The following is a 23,296-nucleotide window of genomic DNA, read 5'->3' on the forward strand; positions in this document are numbered from 1 at the left end:
CCTACAGGAAAACCAGAGCAGAGAAACAAACCAAAGCCAGCGCCATTCCACGCATAAAGATCTGCCACTTTATTGGATCAACAAGAAGGGATTTCAGCAGGCTTCCTGCATAGGTCCAGAACAGGCAAACAAACAGATTGGTTACGCTGAACGTTATCGCCAAAATGCCCGCTTGAGCGATCAGAGAAAGGTCGGGAACGAGCACAGAGGCAGACAGTGCTACGGCCCAAATTTTTGGGTTCACCCATTGAAATAGAATTGCCTCGAGGAAACTAAAGGGTCGATCCGAGCCTTGCGTTTGAATTGGAGGCGCGTTCCATAATTTCCACGCCATCCAAAGTATCCAGCACGCGGCGATCACTGTCAGCGCAAACCGCAAACGCGGGGCGCCCTCAAGCAACGCACCGAGGCCTAGCGCTGTTACAAACGCGATGACGCCAACGCCAAGCGCGACCCCCAAGAGATGTGGTAACGTCGCGCGAAACCCGAAGCGCGCACCCGATGTCGTCAATAGGATTACGTTTGGCCCCGGTGAGAATAGGCCAAAGAACACAAACCCGACGAGCACTGTCATGGCGTGGCCAAAAGGTCCGCTTTGGAAACCTCAAACCGTGCGCGGATCCAAACGGTTTCAAGTTGTTTGAGTCGATCGCCCAGCGCCTTACCTTCAAACGCGGGCATCAGGTCTTGGGCTTTGATCGGAAACTCTGCGTTCGCCCCCATCGCAACATCAGCAAGAACAGAACTGTCAAATGGCAGCATCAACGACGCCCATCGCAAAAGAAGGCAATGCACTGCAGTCCAATACCCGTACCGATACCCAAGCTCGTGCGGTGGCGTCATCGATCCTGCTTCTGCGCGGACGAGGGCTAGTTTTTTGGCATCCACCTTAGAGAGCCGCAACCGATCCGAGATGTCTTCGCAACCCAGTGATGCAAGCCGCGTCGGAACATCCATAGGCGGAATCATGCGTCCTTCGATTGGGTAAGTTTCTTCAAGATCAATCAGCCGAGCGAGCGTCAAAACAGATGCACCCGGCAAGATACGATTCAAGACGCCAGACTGTTCCATCGATCCGACAATCGGCGCAACATCAAATTGTGCAATCAATCGGGTCATTTCCATGCCGATCCGTTCGAGGGAGACGCCCTCGAGCCCTTCGGCAAGCAGGGCGCAAGCCGAGAGCCCTTCTGCATCAATCCCGTCATTCCGTTTGCCGATAGACGCGGTAAACCGAAAGAACCTTAAGATCCTGAGGTAATCTTCTTCGATGCGTTTTAATGGGTCCCCGATAAAACGGACCCGTCGCGCCTTTAGATCGGTTGATCCACCGACAAGATCATGAACTTTGCCACGCCGGTCCGCATAAAAGGCGTTGATGGTGAAGTCGCGGCGCATCGCGTCGTCTTCTATGTCCTTAGAAAATGCGACCGTGGCGTGACGTCCATCGGTCTCAATGTCTTTTCGAAACGTCGTAATCTCAAAGGTCCCGGCTCCATCTGGAGCGACAGCGGTGATCGTTCCATGCTCAAGTCCGGTGGGGATCGCTTTCCACGAATTTTTTCGAGTCGCCAGTTCTTCAACGATCTTGGTTGTCACGTCCGGCAAAGCGTCCGTGCTTAGGTCAACATCCGAAACATCCCGTCCTAACACCGTGTCCCGAACACAGCCGCCAACCGCATAGATATGGTGACCTTGATCTTCGAATGCCACCATCAAAGTCTGCAAAGCTTCGTCCACCAACCAACGCGGCTGCCCAACGTTCGTTAATGCGCCAGAAGTGTCCCAAAACGATTGCACGGGATCGCTCATTTGGCCCCCTCCGCCAAGCCACGAAGAATGCGCGCGGTTGCGCCCCAGATGTAATATGGCCCGAAAGGCACAACGTAATACTGTCGTTTTTGCCCGCGCCACCAACGACCTTCGATTGCGTAGTTTTCGGTGTTCAAGACATGAGCCAACGGTACAGTAAATACCTCGGCGACTTCCCCGGGTTCTGCAACGAAGTCTAGGGCTGACGGAACCAAACCTACAACGGGTGTTACCGCATAATTGGTCACCGTCTCATGGTTTGGTAGTGTTCCAATCACTTGGACGGAGTCTGATCTTAGGCCAATTTCCTCATGAGCCTCCCGCAGAGCCGTATGAGCCAGGTCGCGATCGGTATCATCCTTACGCCCCCCCGCAAACGCAATCTGCCCAGCGTGATGTTTCAGCTGGGCAGATCGTTTTGTCAGAATGAGTTGGCCGTCCATGCTTACAGCAACCAAGACAGCGGCAGGTTTTAGTGTACGCTTCTCAGGCGACGCCAATTCCGGATTCAGATCAAAATCCGAAGACGCTTGCCGCACGTTTTGAACCGCGCGGCGAAGCGATTGTTCTAGGGCGTCAGGACTTAGCATCTGGGCCTTCGGTCGCCTCGAACCCCAGCGTGTTTGGCTGGAATTCGTAATGCGCACCGCAGAACTGGCAGTCGGCAGTAACGGTGTTCTCGTCCGTCGTCATATGAGCGATGTCTCGAGCCGAATAGATCGACAGTGATTGACGCACCTTTTCGGGCGAGCAGGAACATCCGAATTCAACGGGTTGCGCGTCAAAGACCCTTGGTTGATCTTCGTGAAACAAACGTACCAACAGCTCCGTGGGTTGAACGCTTGGGCCAATCAATTCCAGTTCTTCCGCGGTCCGCAGGTGGGCTGTCGCGCGGTTCCAGTTTTCGCCTTCATCTTCATCCAGAATGTCGGCGGGGCTCAACAACCCGTCTTCGCCGGTTGGCTCATCCGCGACCGATGGTGAAGCCTTGGGCATGGACTGCAGCATGATACCGCCCGCGCGCCAAGACTCTTGGCCGCCTGGCACGGAGGACTTGCCGTACGTTAGCTGAAATGCAGTCGGCAGTTGTTCACTTTGGGCGAAATAGGCTTCTGCACATGCAGATAGCGATCCGCCGGCGATTGGAGTGATTCCTTGGTAGGGCGTCGTCCCCTCGCCTTGGTCGATAAGAATCGCAAAGTAGCCCTTACCTATTTGCGGAAAGGGGTGGCCATTTGGATCAATCTTTTCTTCATCGTAACTTGCGTACGCACGAATTTTCCCAGGCTTCCCATCTGTTGTAGGGCCATAGTAATCCGTCGCGATTAATCGCGCTGGGCCATCTCCGCGAACTTGCAGTGAAAGCTTCCAGCGCAGTTTGATCGTTTGACCGATCAACGCCGTTAGCAAGGCCATTTCTGCAACCAAAGCCTCAACAGCCGCGGGATAGTTGTGCTGGGAAAGAACCTGATCCAGCACACCATCGAGACGGGCCACGCGACCCCGAATATCAGAGTCGTCAAGCTGGAATGGCAGGACGGTGTCGTCCCAAGCAATTTTAGATGCAGTGTTCATAGGGCTTTCCTAACAAGTCGAGGATTGGCATACCGCGTCCATATAGGTGCCACAAGACAGGGAAAAAGGGTAAGATGCGAAGATACGGCGATCGAGTTGACCCCGCTATGCGCTACACGCCGCGCCCCGGTGCCTATGCAATCCTCCAAAGAGGCCGAGATTTATTGCTTACTGTGCAAGACGGGCAGCGCCCCGAATTTCAATTGCCAGGTGGCGGAATTGATCCGGGGGAGCATATTATTCCAGCGTTGCATCGCGAAGTCATGGAAGAAACGGGCTGGCGCATTACACGGCCCATGCGGTTGGGAGCGTTCAAACGCTTTGTTTTCATGCCCGAATATGACATGTGGGCTGAGAAAATCTGCGCTATTTATTGGGCTGAACCGACGCTGTGCCTAGGCCCCCCTACCGAAGAATTGCACTCTGCAGTCTGGGTCCCAATGCACCAAGCACCCGCCTTGCTAGGCAACGACGGTGACGCAGCCTTCGTAGCCAGCTTGCTCTAGTCCAGAAATCGGAGTAACCCGCTGGCGATCAACGCTTAGGAGTTCTCCCATGTCTGCACCCAAAAAAGTCGTACTTGCCTATTCAGGTGGCTTGGACACGTCAATCATTCTGAAATGGCTGCAAACGGAATACGGCTGCGAAGTCGTAACATTTACCGCCGACCTCGGTCAGGGCGAAGAACTGGAACCCGCCCGCAAAAAAGCGTTGGACATGGGTATCCCTGAAAAAAATATCTACATCGAAGACGTCCGCGAAGAATTTGTACGCGATTTTGTCTTCCCTATGTTCCGTGCAAACGCAGTTTACGAAGGTCTTTACCTGTTGGGCACGTCCATTGCCCGCCCTTTGATTTCCAAACGACTGGTTGAGATCGCTGAAGAAGTTGGCGCAGACGCTGTTGCGCATGGCGCGACAGGTAAAGGCAACGACCAAGTTCGTTTTGAGCTGGCCGCATATGCGCTGAACCCAGATATCAAAGTAATTGCGCCGTGGCGTGAATGGGATTTGTCCAGCCGTACTAAGTTGTTGGAATTCGCAGAGGCCCACCAAATTCAAGTAGCCAAAGACAAACGCGGCGAAGCGCCGTTTTCCGTTGATGCAAATCTGTTGCACACGTCTTCCGAAGGCAAGGTTCTGGAAGATCCTGCTGAGATCGCGCCGGATTACGTCTATCAGCGCACCGTTGCGCCCGAAGATGCACCGAACGAACCTGAATTTGTCGAGATCGGTTTTGAAAAGGGCGACGCAGTTTCAATCAACGGCACTGACATGTCACCTGCCGAAGTCCTAACCAAACTTAACGAACTCGGCGGCAAGCACGGTTGTGGCAGACTTGATTTGGTTGAGGGCCGTTTCGTCGGCATGAAATCTCGCGGAGTTTATGAAACACCGGGCGGCACGCTGCTTTTGGAAGCACACCGTGGCATTGAATCGATCACGTTGGATCGCGGCGCGGCGCACCTGAAAGACGAGCTTATGCCTCGTTATGCCGAACTGATTTACAATGGCTTCTGGTATTCGCCGGAACGTGAAATGCTGCAGGCGGCAATCGACAAGTCACAAGAACATGTAACCGGCACAGTAACGTTGAAGCTCTACAAAGGTTCAGCAAAAACCGTCGCACGTGCATCTGATTTCAGCCTCTATTCCGAAGCCCATGTTACGTTCGAAGACGATGCAGGCGCTTATGACCAGAAAGATGCCGCAGGTTTCATTCAGTTGAACGCGCTTCGCCTGAAACTACTTGCAGCACGCGACAAGCGCACAAAATAAGCGCCAGCAGAGCGATCATCATTTGTTAGATCGCTCTGCTGAACCCTTTTCAGCACCGCTGGAAAGTTGCGATTGGTAAACTGCGCGTGAGCACACGCCGCAGTGAATTGCGCAACGTCACCTTTACCGCGATTGTTACGGACAAAGGAGATATTCCATGATGACGACGTCACGAAAATTAAAAACCATCGCCTTGGCGGCAGCAATCGGTGCTGCAACACTGATGCAAGCCGGCAGAGTCGAAGCACGCGACATGCAAACGATCACTGTCGCAGGCGGCTGTTTCTGGTGCGTCGAAAGCGACTTTGAAAAAGTTCGTGGCGTGGCAGAGGTGACATCAGGCTACACCGGCGGTTCGACAGCGAACCCAACATATCGACAGGTAACTGGTGGCGGAACCGGTCATTATGAGGCGGTCGAAATTCGCTATGACGCTGATCAGGTCAGCGCACGACAGATTTTCGATCTGTTCTTTCGGTCTGTGGATCCAACCGACGCGGGTGGGCAGTTTTGCGATCGCGGCGATAGCTATCGGACTGCTATTTTCGTCTCTAACACTGCAGAACAGCAGGTTGCAGAAGCCGCACTCGCGTCTGCTCAGTCAGCTCTTGGTCAGCGAATTGTGACCCCGATCCTGCCACTCTCAGCGTTCTATGATGCGGAAGAGTACCATCAGGATTACTACAAGGGCCAAGATCGAGTTATCACGCGCGGTGGCATAAAGACTGAGGCCGAAGCCTATGCATTCTACCGTGAAGCATGCGGCCGTGATGCGCGTGTTGAACAGCTTTGGGGCAGCAACGCGCCGTTTATCAACCACTAAACGCTTGGACATCCGCCAAGTCAGGGATCACGTCGGCAGTACCACGCCGCGTAACCATAATTGCTGCAGCCTTTGATGCGACCTGCATTGCTTGAAGGATGGGCTGACCGCGGTCCAGCCCCGCTAGAACATATCCAGTAAAGGTATCGCCTGCCCCAGTCGTATCGATAGGCGTTACTTCATAAGACGGGACATGAACGGAGTTGTCTTCGCCAAACCATGTCGCGCCCTGTGCGCCCAAAGTTACAATGATGTCTTTGACTGGAAGATCTTCTGGTCCCTGCCCTGTCGCATCCCGCAGCTGGCTGGCTTCGACTTCATTCAGAATGAGGAAATCAAGGTGTGGCAACAGCGATTTTGTAATGTCGGCATCAAAAGGCGCGGCAGCATAGGCCGTTTTCAGACCCATCTTTTTCGCTAACTTTGCGGCCTCCAATTGCATATTCACTTCGTTCTGCGTGACAAGCCAATCTCCGGTTTTGGCCCGTGTTAGAGCCTGTTTGAGCGATTTTTCGGGAATTTCGCGGTTCGCGCCCGGGTAGACAACAATCCCATTTTCGCCATCTGGTGCGACGAAGATCATCGCGTGAGCCGTCTCGGTTTCAATGGCTTCAATGGCGCGTGTATCAACCCCGTATTCCATCAACCGATCAACCGCCCAGCGCCCGTCGGGCCCAACGGCACCGATATGCGCAACATGTGCACCCGCTCGTGACGCCGCGACGGACATGTTAGCCCCCTTACCGCCCAAGAATACCTGTCGAGACGTGGCATCCAACGTTTCACCTGGCGCCGGTATATGTGGCACGCCATAGACGTTGTCCGCATTGATCCCGCCAAGGTTCCAAATGGTCATTGTTACGTCGCCGTGCTCGAGGCAAGGACAGCCATATTCAGAATGTCGTTCACCGTGCTACCAGTCGAACAGATCTGGATTGGCTTATCGATACCCGCCAAAATCGGGCCAATCACCGTCGCGCCAGCCATTTCTTGCATCAGTTTGACCGATATCGAAGCAGAGTGACGTGCTGGCACAACCAGAATGTTAGCAGGGCCAGTTAAGCGGCAAAACGGGTAGTGTTCCTGTGCCTTGGCATTCAACGCAACATCGACGGTCATCTCACCATCGTACTCAAAATCAACGCCGCGAGCGTCAAGCACGTCCGTCGCTAGGTGCATCTTCTCGGCTCTTTCAGAAACCGGATACCCGAACGTCGAGAAGGATGCGAATGCAACACGAGGTTCAAGTCCAAGACGTCGAGCAATATGCGCACTCTGCTCAGCAATGTCCGCAAGCCCATTTTCATCGGGCCATTCATGAACAAGCGTATCAGAGATAAGAACAATTCGGCCCTTGTTCAGAACTGCCGTCACACCGACTGCACCATCTTGGGGGCCTGCATCAAAGACGTGGTTAATCAACTCAAGAACATGGGCCGATTTGCGCGTTGCGCCAGTAACCATCCCGTCCGCATGCCCGTGGGCCAACATCAAAGACGCAAAGACGTGACGGTCACGGGATGCCAGACGATGAATATCGTGGCGATCATGCCCCTTCCGTTGCAAACGATCATAGAGGTACGACTTATAGCTATCGAGATGTTCTGTGTTTGCTGCGTTCACAACACGTAATTCGCGAACCGCATCACCCAACCCAGCCGCATTGAGCTTTTCTTTCACGTCGTCTTCTCGTCCAACCACCAGTGCGCGCCCAAAACCCGCACGTTGATACTGAACGGCCGCTCGAAGAACGCGTGGATCGTCTCCTTCTGCAAAGACAATCGTATGTTGGTTCGCGCGAGCACGAGTGTTGATCCCACGCAGAATGCTTGCCGTTGGGTCCATGCGGGTCTTGAGAGATTCCTCATATCCGTCAATGTCGACGATAGGGCGTCGTGCAACACCTGTATCCATTCCAGCACGTGCAACGGCTGGCGGGACAACGTGGATTAGACGAGGATCAAAAGGCGTCGGGATGATATAATCTCGTCCAAAGGTCAGTTTCTTACCATACGCCATCGCCACTTCGTCTGGTACGTCTTCACGGGCAAGCTGGGCAAGCGCATGAGCGCACGCAATCTTCATTTCATCATTGATCGCGCGTGCGTGGATATCGAGAGCACCGCGGAACAAATACGGAAAGCCCAGCACGTTATTCACTTGGTTGGGGTAATCGCTGCGACCTGTCGCGACGATTGCATCGACACGAACGGCGTGGGCCTCTTCCGGCGTAATTTCAGGATCAGGGTTCGCCATTGCGAAAATGACTGGATTGTCAGCCATATCGGCAACCATTTCAGGCGTAACAGCACCTTTGGCAGAAACGCCCAGAAATACATCGGCACCCTTCATCGCATCTTCAAGGCTGCGCAATTCTGTGTTGATGGCATGTGCAGACTTCCATTGGTTCATGCCCTCAGTACGACCCTGATAGATCACCCCCTTGGTGTCACAAACGATACAATGCTCGTGTTTTGCGCCCATGGATTTCAACAGCTCGATGCATGCAATACCCGCAGCCCCTGCCCCGTTGAGCACGATTTTAACGTCCTCAATTTTCTTGCCAGAGATATGCAAGGCGTTGATCAAGCCGGCGGCGCAAATCACAGCCGTTCCGTGTTGGTCATCATGAAAGACCGGAATATCCATTTCTTCCTTGAGCCGTTGTTCGATGATGAAACATTCAGGCGCTTTGATGTCCTCGAGGTTGATGCCACCAAACGTAGGACCCATGAGGCGGACAGCATTACAGAATGCATCTGGGTCTTCAGTATCGAGTTCAATGTCAATCGAGTTCACGTCAGCGAACCGTTTGAACAGAACTGCCTTACCTTCCATCACTGGTTTTGAGCCCAGCGCGCCTAGGTTTCCGAGTCCTAAAACAGCCGTGCCGTTCGAAATCACCGCAACTAGGTTGCCCTTGTTCGTATAGTCATAGGCAAGCTCTGGGTTCTCGGCGATGTCTTCACATGGAACAGCCACACCCGGAGAATACGCGAGCGAAAGGTCACGTTGAGTGGTCATTGGAACAGTCGCGTTGATTTCCCATTTGCCCGGTGTGGGTTCCAAATGGAACGCGAGAGCGTCCTCTCGTGTGATCCGATTGCTGGCCATGTTTCTCTCCCTTAAGTCTGAGCCTTGATAGGGGGCGCGAATGTTCCCCGCAATGGGCGGATTTTGGACTTTCGTCGCTAACATATGGCCATTAGGTTGCTTCAGCGGCCTTTGGGGGAACACATGAGCAGCACTGTTACGCCGATGATGGCGCAATATCTTGAGATCAAAGCCGACCATCCGGACGCGCTACTGTTTTATCGTATGGGCGATTTCTATGAATTGTTCTTCGATGACGCTGTCGCAGCGGCTGGGGCGCTCGATATCGCTCTCACGAAACGTGGAAAACACTTAGGCGAAGACATCGCGATGTGTGGCGTACCGCATCATGCCGCCGAAGGGTATTTTCTAACTCTGATCCGCAAGGGACATCGCGTTGCAGTTTGTGAACAACTCGAAAGCCCTGCCGAAGCAAAGAAACGCGGTTACAAATCCGTCGTTAAGCGCGGTGTAACGCGGGTCGTCACACCCGGAACTTTGACTGAGGATGCATTACTTGATGCGCGTCGCCACAACTTTTTAGCAGCCTATGCTGATGTGCGCGGGGAAGGGGCCTTGGCTTGGGTCGATATCTCGACAGGTGCGTTTTCAGTGCTGAGCTGCAAAGCATCCGAGCTTGGGCCGGAACTGGCGCGTTTGGGGCCCAAGGAAGTACTTCTCAGCGAAGCTGGTGAGGACGATTTCCATACGATCGTTGAAGATTCTGGCGCTGCTGTCACCACCCTCGGCAATGCCGCGTTTGATAGCACGAATGGTGAAAAGCGCCTTATTAGTGTCTATTCTGTTGGATCATTAGAAGGTTTTGGGGCTTTCGACCGCGCGGAAGTCGCAGCGATGGCGGCGATTGTAGAGTATCTTGAGATTACCCAAAAAGGGAAACTGCCGCTGCTGCGCCCACCAGTCCGTGAAAAGCGCGAAGCCGCAATGCGTATAGATGCAGCGACGCGTAAATCTCTGGAGTTGGTCCGTGGGATGAACGGAGGACGGGCAGGGTCGCTGCTGTCCGTAATCGACCGTACATCAACGTCAGCAGGTGCGCGGTTGCTGGAACGGCGCCTTTCTTCGCCCTCTCGCGATTTAGGTCAAATATCCGCCCGCCATGATGCAATATCGTGGTGTTTGGAACGGGCCGACGTCGGTGCTTTGCTAGAAGTTCGGTTGCGCGAAGTTCCCGACCTGGATCGCGCATTGTCGCGCCTTTCCCTAGAGCGCGGTGGACCAAGAGATATGGCAGCCGTCCGTAATGCTATTAGCCAGGCGGCGCTTATATCTGACGCGCTACCCGCTGCGATGCCAGACGTATTGGCTCAAGCGGCGATGAACCTAACGGGGCAGGAGCCTTTGCTGGATTTGCTAGACTCCGCACTCGTTGCCGAACCCCCACTTCTCGCGCGCGACGGTGGGTTCATTGCGACAGGGTACGACGCAGAACTGGATGAATACCGTTCGTTGAGGGATGAAGGCCGGTCAGTCATCGCCGGTTTGCAAGGACGCTATGCCGATGAAACTGGCGTCGCTGCACTGAAAATCAAACACAACAATGTTCTGGGCTACTTTGTCGAAGTGACGGCCACCCATGTGGAAAAGATGCTCTCTGCGCCACTGTCGGAAACCTATATTCATCGGCAAACCACCGCAAACCAAGTTAGATTCACGACGATTGAGTTGTCGGAACTGGAAACCCGGATTCTGAACGCTGGAGGTCGCTGTTTAGAAATCGAAAAGCGGCTCTATTCGACCTTAAGTACCGAAATTCTTGGGCAATCTGCGCCGTTGTTTACTTTGGCCCGTGGTTTGGCGGAATTTGATCTTAGCGCAGCAATGGCACGTCTCGCGCGCGAAGAAAATTGGGTTCGACCGGTCCTTACAAACGAGCGGGAGTTCATCATTTCGGAGGGCCGTCATCCAGTTGTTGAAACGGCACTTGCGCCCAGCGGTACTCCGTTCGTGGCGAATGATTGCAACCTAAGCGATGAATCTATCTGGCTGCTCACCGGTCCGAACATGGCAGGTAAGTCTACTTACCTGCGACAGAATGCAGTGATCGCTATTCTTGCACAAACGGGAGCATTCGTCCCGGCAAAGGACGCCACAATCGGAATAGTTAGTCAGATTTTCAGCCGTGTCGGCGCGTCCGACGACCTGAGCAAAGGGCAATCGACATTTATGGTAGAGATGGTGGAAACAGCTGCCATTCTCAATCAAGCCGATGACCGCGCCTTGGTGATATTAGACGAAATCGGCCGTGGCACGGCAACTTATGATGGCTTGTCGATCGCCTGGGCGACACTGGAACACCTACATGAGGTAAACCGCTGTCGCGCATTGTTCGCGACGCACTATCACGAAATGACAGGTCTATCGGACAAGTTGGACAACGTAGCCAATGCGACGGTGACGGTCAAAGAATGGGAAGGTGATGTAATCTTCCTGCATGAAGTCAAACGCGGCACCGCGGACAGATCTTACGGCGTACAAGTCGCGCGTTTGGCTGGCTTACCTACAACTGTTGTCGACCGCGCCAAAGTCGTGCTCGAGGCATTGGAAAAAGGCGAACGCGAAGGACGGCAAAAAGCGGTTATCGATGACCTACCGCTATTCAGTGCAACTCCGGCGCCAGCGCCACAAAAAACCGCGCCATCCAAAGTGGAGGCGCGGCTTAAAGATGTAATGCCCGACGATCTGTCGCCCAAGGATGCCTTGGATTTGATCTACGAGCTTCGCGGCTTGGTTAAGACTTCGGAGTAGAAGACACGCCAACTTGTGCAGGGCGCAACAAACGGTCGTGCAGCATGAAACCAGTGTTTGCCACTTGAATGATGTCGCCAGCCTTAGTGCCGGGTAGGGGGGCTTCGAACATTGCTTCGTGAAACTGCGGGTCAAACTTGTCGCCAACTTCTGGGACAATCGGGTCAATGCCGTGCTTCTTAAAGACGCCAATCAGTTCGCGCATGGTCAGCTCAACGCCTTCTAGCAAGGCTTTGTCGCCTTCTTTTCCGTCTTCTTTCGCCATCTGAAGCGCGCGCGTCAGGTTGTCATAGACGGGCAGCAGGTCGCGAGCGAGGCGGGAACCGCCGTAGTTTTCGGCTTCGCGACGATCGCGATCGGCACGCTTGCGCGAGTTTTCTACGTCGGCAAGTGCCCGCATATACCCATCTTTGAGCTCTGCGATTTCAGTTTTCAACGCAACGATATCGTCGCTCTCTGCAACCATTTCATCCAAAGTCATTTCGTCTTCCGGACCGAGATCCGTTTCCGCCATGATGTCATCAAGAAATTGGTCGTTGTTGTCTTTGTCAGCCATAATCCAGCATTCCCTATCCGCGGTCCTGTATCAGTTTCCCGACCAGCTGCGCGGTATAATCCACGATGGGCACAATGCGCCCGTAGTTGAGGCGAGTGGGTCCAATGACACCAACCGCGCCGACGATCTTTCGATCAGCGTTCATATAGGGAGAAACCACCAAAGATGAACCCGAAAGTGAGAAAAGTTTGTTCTCTGAGCCAATGAAAATGCGAACACCTTCACCTTGGTCCGTCAATTCAAGGAAATCAGCGATATCACGTTTGCGTTCGAGGTCGTCAAACAGTGTACGAATGCGATCGAGATCGGCCTCATCCTCGTCTGTGATTAGGTTTCCACGCCCGCGCACGATCAAGCGTTCGGTTGATTCGCCCTTATTCTCCCACATAGCAGCACCCGTATCGATAAGCTCCCGAGCAAGGATATCGATTTCTTGGCGTCTACTTTGTACTTCGCGCGCTATCGCGCTACCGAGTTCAGACAACGTCCGGCCCTCAGCTACAAAGTTAATAAAATTCGCCGCTTCTCGCATCGAAGATGGCGTCTGACCGGGTGGTGGGGTGAAAACACGGTTTTCAACATGTCCGTCAGCGAACACCAAAACAACAAGCGCTCGGTCCGCGGCAAGACTCACGAACTCGACATGTTTAATGGGCGCTTCATGTTTTGGCGTGAGAACCAGACTTGCGCCATGGGTCACGCCCGAAAGCGCTGAACCTACACGATCAAGCAACGTGCCAACGTCATCATCATTGCTACCAAGTGTTTGATCTATCTTGGCACGATCTTCGCCATCCATGTCACCGACCTCAAGCAGACCGTCAACAAACATACGTAGACCTTGCTGGGTAGGGATCCGACCAGCACTGATGTGAGGGCTATCAAGGAGGCCAAGGTGTTCAAGGTCTTGCATAACATTGCGAATGGTCGCGGCACTGACTTGTTCAGAGAGGCTTCGCGTGAGCGTCCGTGAACCTACAGGCAGCCCGGATTCCAGATAGCCTTCCACCACACGACGAAAAACTTCGCGTGAGCGGGTATTCATGTCATCAAGATTGGGCAATTGATCAGACATCGTGGCAATCCTTTGGGCGAGGGTAGTTAGACCCCCGTGCGCGGCAAAGGTCAATCGGGGTTGGAATTACGAGCGTCGCGGCGTATCCGATGAGAAACCTAAGAAAGGACATGCAATGCGCCCCTCCGGAAGAAAAATCGACGAAATGCGGAAAGTTTCGATCGAAACGAATGTCACACGCCACGCCGAAGGGTCCTGCCTCATCAAATGCGGCGACACTCATGTGCTTTGTACTGCTTCAATTGATGAGCGCGTTCCATCATTTCTCAAGAACTCTGGCCTTGGTTGGGTCACGGCTGAGTATGGGATGCTACCTCGTGCAACGAACACTCGGATGCGACGTGAAGCAAAGAACGGTCAAAGTGGTCGAACTCAGGAAATTCAGCGTTTAATTGGCCGCTCATTGCGGGCAGGTGTGGACCGTGTTGCATTGGGCGAACGGCAAATCGTTGTCGATTGCGATGTCATTCAAGCAGACGGCGGAACGCGTTGCGCATCAATCACCGGTGGCTGGGTTGCTTTGAAACTGGCCGTGAACAAATTGATGAAGGCGGGTGATGTAACGTCGGATCCTTTGGCGGTGCCTGTAGCGGCAGTGTCCTGTGGTGTTTACGCGGGTCAGTCTGTTCTCGATCTCGACTACCCAGAAGACTCAGAAGCTGGCGTAGACGGTAATTTCGTCATGACGAGCGACAAGCTCATCGAAATTCAAATGTCAGCTGAGGGTTCGACATTCAGCCGTGATCAGATGAACGCGATGATGGAATTGGCGGATAAAGGAATTGCCGAGTTGAGTGCAGCCCAGATCGCGGCCGTTAGCTAATGAGAAAATTCAACGAAACCGAGCTTCTGATCGCGACTCACAATCAGGGCAAACTGGAAGAGATTGCCGATTTGCTAAAGCCTTTTGGCGTGTCGGTTTCCTCCAACGCGGACCACGGGCTTCCAGAACCTGAAGAGACGGAAACCACTTTCACTGGAAACGCTAGGATCAAGGCCCGCGCTGCTGTTGCTGCAACCGGACTGCCAGCGCTTTCGGATGACAGCGGCATTACGGTTGATGGCTTGGATGGGGCACCGGGAGTCTACACCGCGGATTGGGCCGAAACGCCCAGCGGACGTGATTTCGTGATGGCGATGACTCGGACTTGGAATGAACTGGAGAAGCGAGAAGCGCCATATCCTCGAGCGGCTCAGTTTCGGTGCTGTTTAGTTTTAGCTTGGCCTGACGGACACGATGAAGTCTTTGAAGGCATCATGCCTGGTCAGCTCGTGTGGCCAATGCGCGGCGATCAAGGCCACGGATATGACCCGATCTTCCAACCCGACGGATACGACATCACGTTTGGGGAGATGGATCGTTGGGAAAAGAACAAGATCAGCCACCGTGCCGACGCGTTCAAAAAATTAATCGAGGGTTGTTTTGCCTGAAGGTGGCTTTGGCCTCTATATCCACTGGCCATTCTGCCAAGCGAAGTGCCCATATTGTGATTTTAATTCCCATGTCGTGGCATCGATCGACCAGTCGCGGTGGGCCGCTGCATTTGAATCGGAAATTGACCGCATTGCAGCGCTGACATCGGACAGAGTGTTGAACTCCATCTTTTTTGGCGGCGGCACTCCAAGCCTCATGGACGTTTCGACGGTTGAGAGAATTCTGAACCGCGTACGGAAACACTGGAGGCTCGCCAACGACTTGGAGGTCACCTTAGAGGCCAACCCGACATCCATCGAGGCAGAGCGGTTTTCCGGTTATCATGCGGCAGGGGTGAACCGCGTTTCTATTGGCGTACAGGCGTTGAACGATCTTGATCTTAAAGCTCTTGGGCGACTTCATTCTGCCGACGAAGCCTTGATAGCCATCGACCTCGCTCGGAACGTTTTTGATCGCGTTAGCTTTGACCTGATTTACGCACGACAGGGGCAGTCAGTTTCACAATGGGAAGACGAGCTTAGTCGGGCGCTTCGTTTAGATCCCGACCACTTATCATTGTACCAATTGACCATCGAGGACGGCACAGCATTTGGGGATCGGTTTAAGCGTGGTTTGTTGCGTAACTTGCCAGACGAAGATCTCAGCGCGGATCTTTGGGATACCACTCAGGAGATATGTGATGCCGCAGGACTTCCGGCTTATGAGGTGTCTAACCATGCGAAAGAAGGTCAGGAAAGTCGGCATAACCTCATCTATTGGAATTCTGGGGATTGGGCTGGCATAGGGCCGGGTGCCCATGGTCGATTGACAGTGAGTGGCAAACGTTTCGAGACTGTTTCAGCCAAAATGCCCGGAGACTGGATTGGACGCGTCGAGACTGGGTCAGGTGGCGATTTGATTAATAGCCCGCTGTCTTCTGAGGCAATTACGGAAGAGCGTGTCTTGATGGGATTGCGTATGAGCCAGGGCATCGTGCTACCCGAACCTTGGATCAAGGAAAAAATGATTTTAATCAATAACCTACAAGAAACTGGTCATCTAGATTGCAGGTCGAACCGGCTGACCGTAACAAAACAGGGTCGGCCAGTTCTAAATGCAATTATTGCCAAACTTCTGTCTGACTAGCCTCCAGACAAGAGCCGGAGAAGATCATCAAGTTGTTCAAGATTCCGGTAATTCAAGACAATCTGCCCGTTCTCTTTCCCGTCAGCGTGAGAAATGCTGACTTTCATGCCGAGATTGGCTGCAAGTTCATTTTCGATCTGTACCGTGTCCGCATCTTTGGGCACAGACTTGCCGCGCGCTGGCTTCGTAGGCTTTGACTTAGCTTTCTTGCTTAACTTTTCTGCATCACGAACGGATAGACCCTTTTTTACAATCTCCGCAGCAAGTTCGTCTGCGTCAGGATGACCAACCAACGCCCGCGCGTGGCCAGCTGACAAACGACCATCTTCGAGAAATGCTTGGACGCTATTTGGTAGGGTCAACAAACGGACAGAGTTCGCGATGTGGCTCCGGCTTTTCCCTAGAGCTTTGCCCATCTCGTCCTGAGTTCGTCCGAACTTCTCCATCAACTGTTTGTAGCCAGCAGCTTCGTCGATTGCGTTGAGGTCAGAGCGTTGGATATTCTCAATGATGGCGACCTCAAGGACCTCTACATCATTGAAGTTACGAACAATTACCGGGACCTCATGAAGTTTTGCACGCTGTGCAGCACGCCAACGTCGCTCACCAGCTACGATTTCATAGGAGCCGTTTTCAGATTCTCTTTTGCGGACGATGAGAGGCTGAATGATCCCCTTCTCGGCGATTGAAGCCGTTAGATCAGACAGCGCTTCTTCATTAAAAGTGCGTCGAGGCTGATCCGGATTCGGGTAAATTTGATCGATCGGCAATGATTGTTCCGACTTCAACGCACGATCAGCGGGCGCGTCATGTGTTTGATTAACATCGGACATCAATGATGAAAGGCCTCGTCCAAGGCCTCGATTTGGGGACTTTGGCTTGTTCATTTCGATCTCCTGGTTTTCTGGGACGCTTCTTTTGCGATGATTTCCGCTGCGAGGGCGATGTAAGCGACTGACCCTTTCGATGTAGGGTCATAATCGATAACGGATAATGCAAAGGACGGCGCTTCACTCAACCGTACATTCCTTGGGATTACAGTTTCAAACACGAGCTCGCCTAGATTATCACGTGCGTCAGCTTCGACCTGTTGACAAAGATTATTGCGTTTGTCGAACATCGTTAAAACAACACCCTCAATCCGCAAGGCCGGATTTGCCGTTTGCCGAACCTCCCGAACAGTTAGCATAAGCTGCGAAAGCCCTTCCAAGGCGAAAAACTCGCTTTGAAGCGGTACAACAACGGAGTCGGCCGCAATCATTGCGTTGACGGTCAGAATATTAAGGGATGGGGGGCAATCTATTAGGATGTAGTCAACGTTGAGCTGATCCACGTCTGGGTGATGCAGCGCATCATGCAGCATATAGCTTCGCTTTTCATTCGACATGAGGCTAATATCCGCCGAACTTAGGTCTGTCGTTGCTGGAATGATCAAGAGATCCGAAACCTCCGTTTCTTGAGCGCATTCGGTCGGAAAGGCTTCACCAGTCAACAGATCGTAGGTCGTGATTCCGCGATCGGCCGCTTCAACACCCAAACCCGTTGACGCATTTCCTTGTGGATCGAGATCAATCAGCAGAACCCGGCGACCCGCCCGCGCAAGCGCAGCACCCAAATTAATAGTCGTTGTTGTCTTACCAACACCGCCTTTTTGGTTCGCAACCGCGATGATTTTTGGCTGTGTTGTACGACTAAGGTTCACGGGAGCGTATCCTTGAAATTTCGAGTATTCTTGCATCTGAATTAGTTTGGCTTTGGTGAGCTGAAACATCAAAATGCCAGTCTTTTTTTGCTTGATCCAGCTCTTCTTCGTACCGCGCACCCTTAGAAAATAAGGCTACGCCATTTGCATCCAAGAGCCTGTCAGCAAACGAAAGAAGATCAGGTAGAGATGCAAGAGCGCGGGAGCTTAGGATTGACGCCTGCGCATTTTGAACATTTTCAATCCGCTCATTAAGCACATTCAGGTTCAGCGATAACTCGCGACGTACTGTGTTTAGAAACAAGCACTTGCGTTGATCACTCTCAATAAGCGTAACTGGGCGATCATCACGATCCAATATCGCAACTATCACCCCTGGAAGACCACCTCCACTTCCGAGATCAGTCCAATTACTCCAGTTCGCTGGGGCAAACTGATAGATCTGCGCGCTATCAACTATATGACGTGTCCAAATTTCCGATACGGTATTCGGTGCTATGAGATTAATTGACTTCGTCCATCTTTCTAGTAGATGAGCAAAACTCTGAAGTTTCTCCATTGTTTCACGTGAAACATCCAGACCCGCAACTCTCTTCGAAGACTGAATCATGATGCTTTTTCCAGCTTTTCCAATCTCTTGACCTCTGCTGCAACCAACATGAGCGCTGCTGGAGTGATTCCATCAATCCGCGCTGCTTGACCCATATTGTCTGGCATCGCCGCTTTCAACTTAGACTTCAATTCGCTGGAGAGACTCGTAATGGCATCATAGTCCAAGCCGTTAGGTATCGTCTTCTTTTTATCGCGGTTAAGAGCTGCCACATCGTTACGCTGACGATCAATGTAATGAGCATAAAGCGCATCCCTCTCGAGCTGCACAGCCAATTCAGCTGGAATCTCTAAAAGTGATTTTTCCAGCGATCCAAGCTGCTTAACTTCAGTCCCAGCAATGGTAAGCGCGTCGTACAGACTACGTTTAGGGCCATCAGCGCTTACTTTCACCCCAATTTCGTTAAGTTGCCTCGATGAATAAGAGCTCGATTCAAGCATGTTCTTATACACCAATAACGATTCGTTCTTTTCGCTAAAAGCCTGCCACCTGACGTTTTCTACACATCCAGCCGAGCGACCAAATTCTGTAAGTCGTTGATCCGCGTTGTCTGCCCGTAGCGAAAGCCTAAACTCCGCACGAGATGTGAACATTCTATATGGCTCAGAAACACCTCTGACCGTCAGATCGTCAACCATGACACCAATATAGGATGTAGACCTATCAAACTTAATTGCATCACTTTCTTGAATGACAGCCGCTGCATTCATCCCAGCAACCAGTCCTTGCGCAGCCGCTTCTTCATACCCGGTCGTACCGTTGATCTGGCCTGCTAAATAAAGACCAGGAAGTTTCTTAAGTTCTAATGACAAGCTTAAGCTGCGTGGATCTACGTAGTCATATTCAATTGCATAACCTGGCTGAAGAATCTCGGCTTGTTCGAGTCCTTTGACCGAGTGAACATAGTCTTCCTGAACATCTATCGGCAAAGATGTTGATATCCCATTTGGATAAATGACATCATCCGAAAGGCTTTCAGGTTCAAGAAATATTTGGTGTGAGGTTTTCTCGGCAAAACGAACGACTTTGTCCTCAATAGAAGGGCAGTACCTTGGCCCAACTCCGTCAATATGGCCCCCGTACATTGCTGATCGGGAGAGGTTCTTTTCAATAATATCATGGGTTTGAGAGTTCGTATGCGTAATGCCACACGCAACTTGTTTGGCAAATGGCGCTTTATGCAGAAAGGAAAAGAGTTCTGGTGCTTCGTCAGCATCCTGGCGTTCCAATTCAGACCAATCAATTGTCTTCCCATTCAGCCTTGGCGGCGTTCCTGTCTTGAGACGCCCCATAGTCAGGTCGAGCTCAGCGAGTCTTTCGGCTAAAGCTATAGATGGTTTGTCACCCATCCGCCCGCCCGAGCTTGAAATATCACCAATATGAATAACGCCACGCAGGAACGTTCCCGACGTAAGAATCACTGCACGGGCTTCAATCTCTGATCCGTCCTTGAGATGCACACCTGCAATACGGCCGCCATCAACGGACAAGTCCACGACTTCACTCTCTAAAACGGTCAGATTTGACCGGTCAGCCGTCAGGCCCTGCATGGCCTTCCGGTAAAGAGCGCGGTCTGCTTGTGTCCTAGGACCCTGTACTGCTGGCCCCTTCTTGCGATTAAGTAACCGAAACTGAATACCAGCGTGATCGGCCGCCCGACCCATGACCCCATCGAGTGCATCGATTTCCCGGACCAAATGCCCCTTTCCAAGCCCCCCAATAGCTGGATTACACGACATCACACCGATATCGCTTGCCCGCATGGTTATCAAAAGTGTTTGCACGCCCATACGAGCAGAAGCATGAGCCGCTTCTGTTCCGGCATGCCCACCGCCAATTACAATGACATCAAAACCCGAGTGTTTCACGTGAAACAATCCTTACTTTCCGATACAGAAACTTGAAAAAATCTCACCTAGGACGTTTTCTACATCAATTCGGCCAATGAGGCTATCCAAAGAACGGATAGCAACACGAAGATCTTCAGCTAACAGATCCACTGGCGTACCACCAGTTACAAGAGAACTCGACACATCTAAAAGAGCGCCCGCAGCGGCTGTCAGCGCTTTCTCATGGCGAGAACGAGTCGCGACGCCGGCACCCGCAATCAGGTTACCCAAATATGAAGAAACCTGCTCTAGCAACTCGTCAACACCCTGTCCCGTCACACCAGAAATACCCAGGATATGCGGCTCATGAGCACAGCTATCTACTTTGGATAAAACAAAAATATCCAAACCATCAGATCCGGATTCCCGTTCCGCGTCACTCGACTCAAGGAGATGGATTCGTACATCTGCTGCCGCGGCCCGCTCTCGGCCACGTGCAATACCGATCTCTTCTAGTTCGTCATCCGACGAGCGTAGTCCAGCCGTATCCAAGACCGTCAAAGCCAAGCCATCGAGATCCATCCTGACTTCGATCACATCACGCGTTGTGCCGGCTATGTTAGACGTTATTGCAGCCTCACGACCCGCCAAACGGTTAAGCAATGTTGATTTACCCGAATTTGGCGGTCCAACCAAAGCAACTTCGAATCCATCGCGGACCCTTTCACGAACCCGCACCCCGGATGCTTCGTGCTGTACTTCTTTGGAGACTGAGTCGACCAGCTGGTTAACCTCAGGATAAACATCGACAGGGACCTCTTCATCGACAAAATCAATTGTCGCTTCCAGAAGAGCGGCCGCTCGCAACAACTTTTTGCGCCATCCATCAGCGAGGTCACCCAGTGCGCCATTGAACACACGAACTGCCTGACGCCGTTGGCTTTCGGTCTCTGCATCAATCAGATCAGCCAACCCTTCAACTTGGGCGAGATCCAACTGCCCATTGTCCAAGGCCCGCCGGGTAAACTCCCCAGCTTCAGCCTCTCTCATTCCAAGTTGAGACAAGCGAGACAAAACGGCTGCAACGATAGCCGGAGAGCCATGCGTTTGCAGTTCCACAACTTGTTCACCTGTAAAGCTGCGACCTTTTGCAAAACTTATAGCAAAGGCCTGATCAATTAGGACACCGTCTGCCGCTTCCAATTTGACCAGTTTTCGATCATGAGGGCCCAACTTCGCACCCATCTTTGCGCAACCCGGTAGCGCATCTGGACCAGATACGCGGATGATTGAAACACCAGCTTTACCAGCAGCTGACGCAAGTGCGAAAATCGTATCCATCATATTAACCCATTGTTTAGAAACAATAAGTTACGTGTTCATCGAGTCAAAGAAGTCCGAATTTGTCTTAGTTTGCTTCAACTTTGAAATCAGGAACTCGATAGCGTCTGTTGTTCCCATCGGGTTGAGAATCCGGCGCAGCACGTAAGTCTTTTGAAGATCAATCTTGTCAACCAAAAGGTCTTCTTTCCGCGTACCAGATTTCAGAATATCCATCGCTGGGAAGACCCGTTTGTCAGCAATCTTACGATCCAATACGATTTCGGAGTTACCCGTCCCTTTGAATTCTTCAAAGATAACTTCGTCCATCCGGCTACCTGTATCAATCAATGCAGTCGCAATAATTGTAAGCGATCCGCCCTCTTCAATATTCCGTGCAGCACCAAAGAAGCGCTTAGGACGTTGTAGAGCGTTAGCATCAACACCACCTGTCAGAACCTTACCGGACGAAGGAACCGTGGTGTTAAAGGCGCGACCTAGACGTGTGATTGAGTCTAGCAGAATAACAACATCCCGCTTGTGCTCTACCAAGCGTTTTGCTTTCTCGATCACCATCTCGGACACCGCAACGTGACGGGAAGCAGGTTCATCAAAGGTAGAAGATACAACTTCACCCTTAACCGATCGCTGCATGTCCGTAACTTCTTCGGGGCGTTCATCAATCAGAAGAACAATCAAATAGCATTCTGGGTGGTTTGCCGCGATCGAATGCGCGATGTTCTGCAAAAGAACGGTCTTACCAGTCCGAGGCGGCGCAACGATCAAAGACCGCTGACCTTTACCAATCGGCGCCACCAAATCGATAATTCTTGCTGAACGATCTTTGGCCGTAGGATCTGCCGTTTCCATCTGCAGACGTTCATCTGGATAGAGAGGTGTCAGATTTTCAAAAGCAACTTTATGGCGCGCCCGTTCGGGATCTTCAAAGTTGATTTTCTCAACCTTCGTCAACGCAAAATAACGTTCTGTATCCAATGGAGCCTTGATTACGCCCTCAACCGTGTCGCCTGTACGCAGGGCATGCAAACGGATCATATCTGGAGAAACATAAATATCGTCTGGGCCGGGTAAATAGTTTGCTTCCGGAGATCTCAAAAATCCAAACCCGTCCTGAACCACTTCCAAGACACCGTCGCCGCCGATAACCCAGTCATCCTCAGCTCTCTCTTTGAGGATCGAAAACATCATGTCGCCCTTGCGCATGGTCGACGCGTTTTCGATTTCCAGCTCTTCAGCCAAAGCCAGCAAGTTTTTTGGGCTCTGCGCTTTGAGGTCAGCGAGGTTCAAGCGGTCAGTAACCACTGTTTCAGATATGACGTCATCTGACATAAACTAAGTCTCCGACCACTATCATGGTCTTTTTATTATTGGTTTGGAAAAACACTCTTCGAATGAAGGTTGAGGCGTTGCTAAGCTTTCTCAGCCCCTCTGTCAAATCCGCTGTTTGGCTTGATGAGGCTGGGCGTAACGCTTGTTTCACTTACTCTTAAGAAAGATTCTTAAAATAGATGATAGTAGTAGTAGTACTGGGGACAACTCAGAAAACTGCTGTCATCCACACAGTTACCCACGGTTTTTGGATAGCTAACGTTACTTTCAAAAACAGATTTATACACTTAAAGTATTGATAATAAATACTTATATTCTTGTTATGGCTATTGAGCTATCTTGAATCTTGAGTCCAACCTAATTTCATCCACAGGTGCGATTCTTCCTTATCCCTTATGGATAAACAATCTGGCTGTAGGGACAGGCTGCATAACATTTGGCTG

The 23,296-nt window shown here is 52.0% G+C and carries 21 protein-coding genes; 7 read left to right on the plus strand and 14 right to left on the minus strand.

Annotation, left to right across the window (positions count from 1 at the left end; genetic code table 11):
* Position 1: 1 nt before the first annotated feature.
* Genes KO486_RS03615 through KO486_RS03630 form a run of 4 tightly spaced genes read right to left on the minus strand, consistent with a single transcriptional unit; the run spans position 2 to position 3,387 of the window.
* The gene (locus KO486_RS03615; protein WP_216035877.1) at positions 2–574 is read right to left on the minus strand and encodes a LysE family translocator; all 573 of its coding nucleotides are present in this window, start codon (positions 572–574) and stop codon (positions 2–4) included.
* On the minus strand, positions 571–1,812 hold the full coding sequence (locus tag KO486_RS03620) for a CCA tRNA nucleotidyltransferase (RefSeq protein WP_216035878.1): 1,242 nt from the start codon (positions 1,810–1,812) through the stop codon (positions 571–573). Before KO486_RS03620 ends, KO486_RS03615 begins: the two co-directional genes overlap by 4 nt.
* Entirely contained in the window at positions 1,809–2,402 is a 594-nt protein-coding gene (locus KO486_RS03625; RefSeq protein WP_216035879.1) for a CoA pyrophosphatase, read from the minus strand. Before KO486_RS03625 ends, KO486_RS03620 begins: the two co-directional genes overlap by 4 nt.
* Positions 2,389–3,387 (minus strand): Hsp33 family molecular chaperone HslO, encoded by a 999-nt coding sequence (locus KO486_RS03630; protein ID WP_216035880.1) that lies wholly within the window; start codon positions 3,385–3,387, stop codon positions 2,389–2,391. Before KO486_RS03630 ends, KO486_RS03625 begins: the two co-directional genes overlap by 14 nt.
* 107 nt (positions 3,388–3,494) lie before the next feature.
* Between KO486_RS03630 and KO486_RS03635 the strand changes: the two genes are divergently transcribed.
* From KO486_RS03635 to msrA, 3 genes are all read left to right on the plus strand, one after another.
* Positions 3,495–3,893, plus strand: a complete 399-nt coding sequence (locus KO486_RS03635; protein ID WP_252734550.1) for an NUDIX hydrolase — start codon at positions 3,495–3,497, stop codon at positions 3,891–3,893.
* A gap of 49 nt (positions 3,894–3,942) precedes the next feature.
* Entirely contained in the window at positions 3,943–5,166 is a 1,224-nt protein-coding gene (locus KO486_RS03640) for an argininosuccinate synthase (RefSeq protein WP_216035882.1), read from the plus strand.
* Positions 5,167–5,323: 157 nt separating this feature from the next.
* Entirely contained in the window at positions 5,324–5,989 is a 666-nt protein-coding gene (gene msrA / locus KO486_RS03645) for a peptide-methionine (S)-S-oxide reductase MsrA (RefSeq protein ID WP_216035883.1), read from the plus strand.
* Here msrA and KO486_RS03650 read toward each other — a convergent pair.
* The gene (locus KO486_RS03650; protein WP_216035884.1) at positions 5,979–6,845 is read right to left on the minus strand and encodes a ribokinase; all 867 of its coding nucleotides are present in this window, start codon (positions 6,843–6,845) and stop codon (positions 5,979–5,981) included. The two genes, msrA and KO486_RS03650, sit on opposite strands and share 11 nt — an antisense overlap.
* 2 nt (positions 6,846–6,847) lie before the next feature.
* Complete coding sequence (locus KO486_RS03655; RefSeq protein ID WP_216035885.1) at positions 6,848–9,103, minus strand: NADP-dependent malic enzyme; 2,256 nt, start codon at positions 9,101–9,103, stop codon at positions 6,848–6,850.
* 123 nt (positions 9,104–9,226) lie between these two features.
* Here KO486_RS03655 and mutS point away from each other — a divergent pair, with 123 nt between their 5' ends.
* Positions 9,227–11,851 carry a DNA mismatch repair protein MutS gene (gene mutS, locus KO486_RS03660; protein WP_252734551.1) on the plus strand — a complete coding sequence of 875 codons (2,625 nt, stop codon included), beginning with the start codon at positions 9,227–9,229 and terminating at the stop codon, positions 11,849–11,851.
* Here the strand turns inward: mutS and KO486_RS03665 are convergent.
* Both KO486_RS03665 and hrcA read right to left on the minus strand, forming a co-directional pair.
* The gene (locus KO486_RS03665) at positions 11,835–12,407 is read right to left on the minus strand and encodes a nucleotide exchange factor GrpE (protein ID WP_216035886.1); all 573 of its coding nucleotides are present in this window, start codon (positions 12,405–12,407) and stop codon (positions 11,835–11,837) included. The two genes, mutS and KO486_RS03665, sit on opposite strands and share 17 nt — an antisense overlap.
* Positions 12,408–12,420: 13 nt before the next feature.
* Positions 12,421–13,482: a heat-inducible transcriptional repressor HrcA gene (hrcA, locus tag KO486_RS03670; RefSeq protein WP_216035887.1), complete on the minus strand. Its 1,062-nt coding sequence runs from the start codon at positions 13,480–13,482 to the stop codon at positions 12,421–12,423.
* A gap of 115 nt (positions 13,483–13,597) precedes the next feature.
* Between hrcA and rph the strand changes: the two genes are divergently transcribed.
* The 3 genes from rph to hemW are packed head-to-tail and all read left to right on the plus strand — an operon-like array spanning position 13,598 to position 16,042.
* Positions 13,598–14,305, plus strand: coding sequence for a ribonuclease PH (gene rph / locus KO486_RS03675; RefSeq protein ID WP_216035888.1), 708 nt, complete (start codon positions 13,598–13,600; stop codon positions 14,303–14,305).
* Positions 14,305–14,913, plus strand: coding sequence for an RdgB/HAM1 family non-canonical purine NTP pyrophosphatase (gene rdgB / locus KO486_RS03680; protein ID WP_216035889.1), 609 nt, complete (start codon positions 14,305–14,307; stop codon positions 14,911–14,913). Before rph ends, rdgB begins: the two co-directional genes overlap by 1 nt.
* Positions 14,906–16,042, plus strand: coding sequence for a radical SAM family heme chaperone HemW (hemW, locus tag KO486_RS03685; RefSeq protein ID WP_216035890.1), 1,137 nt, complete (start codon positions 14,906–14,908; stop codon positions 16,040–16,042). The genes rdgB and hemW overlap by 8 nt, the downstream gene beginning before the upstream one ends.
* Here the strand turns inward: hemW and KO486_RS03690 are convergent.
* The 6 genes from KO486_RS03690 to rho are packed head-to-tail and all read right to left on the minus strand — an operon-like array spanning position 16,039 to position 22,826.
* On the minus strand, positions 16,039–16,929 hold the full coding sequence (locus KO486_RS03690) for a ParB/RepB/Spo0J family partition protein (protein WP_216035891.1): 891 nt from the start codon (positions 16,927–16,929) through the stop codon (positions 16,039–16,041). The two genes, hemW and KO486_RS03690, sit on opposite strands and share 4 nt — an antisense overlap.
* A complete protein-coding gene (locus KO486_RS03695) occupies positions 16,926–17,780 on the minus strand; it encodes a ParA family protein (RefSeq protein ID WP_216036218.1) in 855 nt (284 codons plus the stop codon). The genes KO486_RS03690 and KO486_RS03695 overlap by 4 nt, the downstream gene beginning before the upstream one ends.
* Entirely contained in the window at positions 17,734–18,354 is a 621-nt protein-coding gene (gene rsmG / locus KO486_RS03700; RefSeq protein ID WP_216035892.1) for a 16S rRNA (guanine(527)-N(7))-methyltransferase RsmG, read from the minus strand. The genes KO486_RS03695 and rsmG overlap by 47 nt, the downstream gene beginning before the upstream one ends.
* A complete protein-coding gene (mnmG, locus tag KO486_RS03705; RefSeq protein ID WP_216035893.1) occupies positions 18,351–20,231 on the minus strand; it encodes a tRNA uridine-5-carboxymethylaminomethyl(34) synthesis enzyme MnmG in 1,881 nt (626 codons plus the stop codon). The genes rsmG and mnmG overlap by 4 nt, the downstream gene beginning before the upstream one ends.
* A 3-nt stretch (positions 20,232–20,234) precedes the next feature.
* Positions 20,235–21,524 carry a tRNA uridine-5-carboxymethylaminomethyl(34) synthesis GTPase MnmE gene (gene mnmE, locus KO486_RS03710; RefSeq protein ID WP_216036219.1) on the minus strand — a complete coding sequence of 430 codons (1,290 nt, stop codon included), beginning with the start codon at positions 21,522–21,524 and terminating at the stop codon, positions 20,235–20,237.
* Positions 21,525–21,554: 30 nt separating this feature from the next.
* The gene (gene rho, locus KO486_RS03715; protein WP_216036220.1) at positions 21,555–22,826 is read right to left on the minus strand and encodes a transcription termination factor Rho; all 1,272 of its coding nucleotides are present in this window, start codon (positions 22,824–22,826) and stop codon (positions 21,555–21,557) included.
* Positions 22,827–23,296: the final 470 nt, after the last annotated feature.

The sequence above is a fragment of the Octadecabacter sp. B2R22 genome, from assembly GCF_018861045.1.
GTDB lineage: Bacteria > Pseudomonadota > Alphaproteobacteria > Rhodobacterales > Rhodobacteraceae > Octadecabacter.

What these genes read in the sequence shown, in the direction of transcription:
- KO486_RS03615 (WP_216035877.1), bottom strand. Translation starts at nt 574, where the DNA reads ATGACAGTGCTCGTCGGGTTTGTGTTCTTTGGCCTATTCTCACCGGGG.
- KO486_RS03620 (WP_216035878.1), bottom strand. Translation starts at nt 1,812, where the DNA reads ATGAGCGATCCCGTGCAATCGTTTTGGGACACTTCTGGCGCATTAACG.
- KO486_RS03625 (WP_216035879.1), bottom strand. Translation starts at nt 2,402, where the DNA reads ATGCTAAGTCCTGACGCCCTAGAACAATCGCTTCGCCGCGCGGTTCAA.
- KO486_RS03630 (WP_216035880.1), bottom strand. Translation starts at nt 3,387, where the DNA reads ATGAACACTGCATCTAAAATTGCTTGGGACGACACCGTCCTGCCATTC.
- KO486_RS03635 (WP_252734550.1), top strand. Translation starts at nt 3,495, where the DNA reads ATGCGCTACACGCCGCGCCCCGGTGCCTATGCAATCCTCCAAAGAGGC.
- KO486_RS03640 (WP_216035882.1), top strand. Translation starts at nt 3,943, where the DNA reads ATGTCTGCACCCAAAAAAGTCGTACTTGCCTATTCAGGTGGCTTGGAC.
- msrA (WP_216035883.1), top strand. Translation starts at nt 5,324, where the DNA reads ATGATGACGACGTCACGAAAATTAAAAACCATCGCCTTGGCGGCAGCA.
- KO486_RS03650 (WP_216035884.1), bottom strand. Translation starts at nt 6,845, where the DNA reads ATGACCATTTGGAACCTTGGCGGGATCAATGCGGACAACGTCTATGGC.
- KO486_RS03655 (WP_216035885.1), bottom strand. Translation starts at nt 9,103, where the DNA reads ATGGCCAGCAATCGGATCACACGAGAGGACGCTCTCGCGTTCCATTTG.
- mutS (WP_252734551.1), top strand. Translation starts at nt 9,227, where the DNA reads ATGAGCAGCACTGTTACGCCGATGATGGCGCAATATCTTGAGATCAAA.
- KO486_RS03665 (WP_216035886.1), bottom strand. Translation starts at nt 12,407, where the DNA reads ATGGCTGACAAAGACAACAACGACCAATTTCTTGATGACATCATGGCG.
- hrcA (WP_216035887.1), bottom strand. Translation starts at nt 13,482, where the DNA reads ATGTCTGATCAATTGCCCAATCTTGATGACATGAATACCCGCTCACGC.
- rph (WP_216035888.1), top strand. Translation starts at nt 13,598, where the DNA reads ATGCGCCCCTCCGGAAGAAAAATCGACGAAATGCGGAAAGTTTCGATC.
- rdgB (WP_216035889.1), top strand. Translation starts at nt 14,305, where the DNA reads ATGAGAAAATTCAACGAAACCGAGCTTCTGATCGCGACTCACAATCAG.
- KO486_RS03690 (WP_216035891.1), bottom strand. Translation starts at nt 16,929, where the DNA reads ATGAACAAGCCAAAGTCCCCAAATCGAGGCCTTGGACGAGGCCTTTCA.
- KO486_RS03695 (WP_216036218.1), bottom strand. Translation starts at nt 17,780, where the DNA reads ATGCAAGAATACTCGAAATTTCAAGGATACGCTCCCGTGAACCTTAGT.
- rsmG (WP_216035892.1), bottom strand. Translation starts at nt 18,354, where the DNA reads ATGATTCAGTCTTCGAAGAGAGTTGCGGGTCTGGATGTTTCACGTGAA.
- mnmE (WP_216036219.1), bottom strand. Translation starts at nt 21,524, where the DNA reads ATGGATACGATTTTCGCACTTGCGTCAGCTGCTGGTAAAGCTGGTGTT.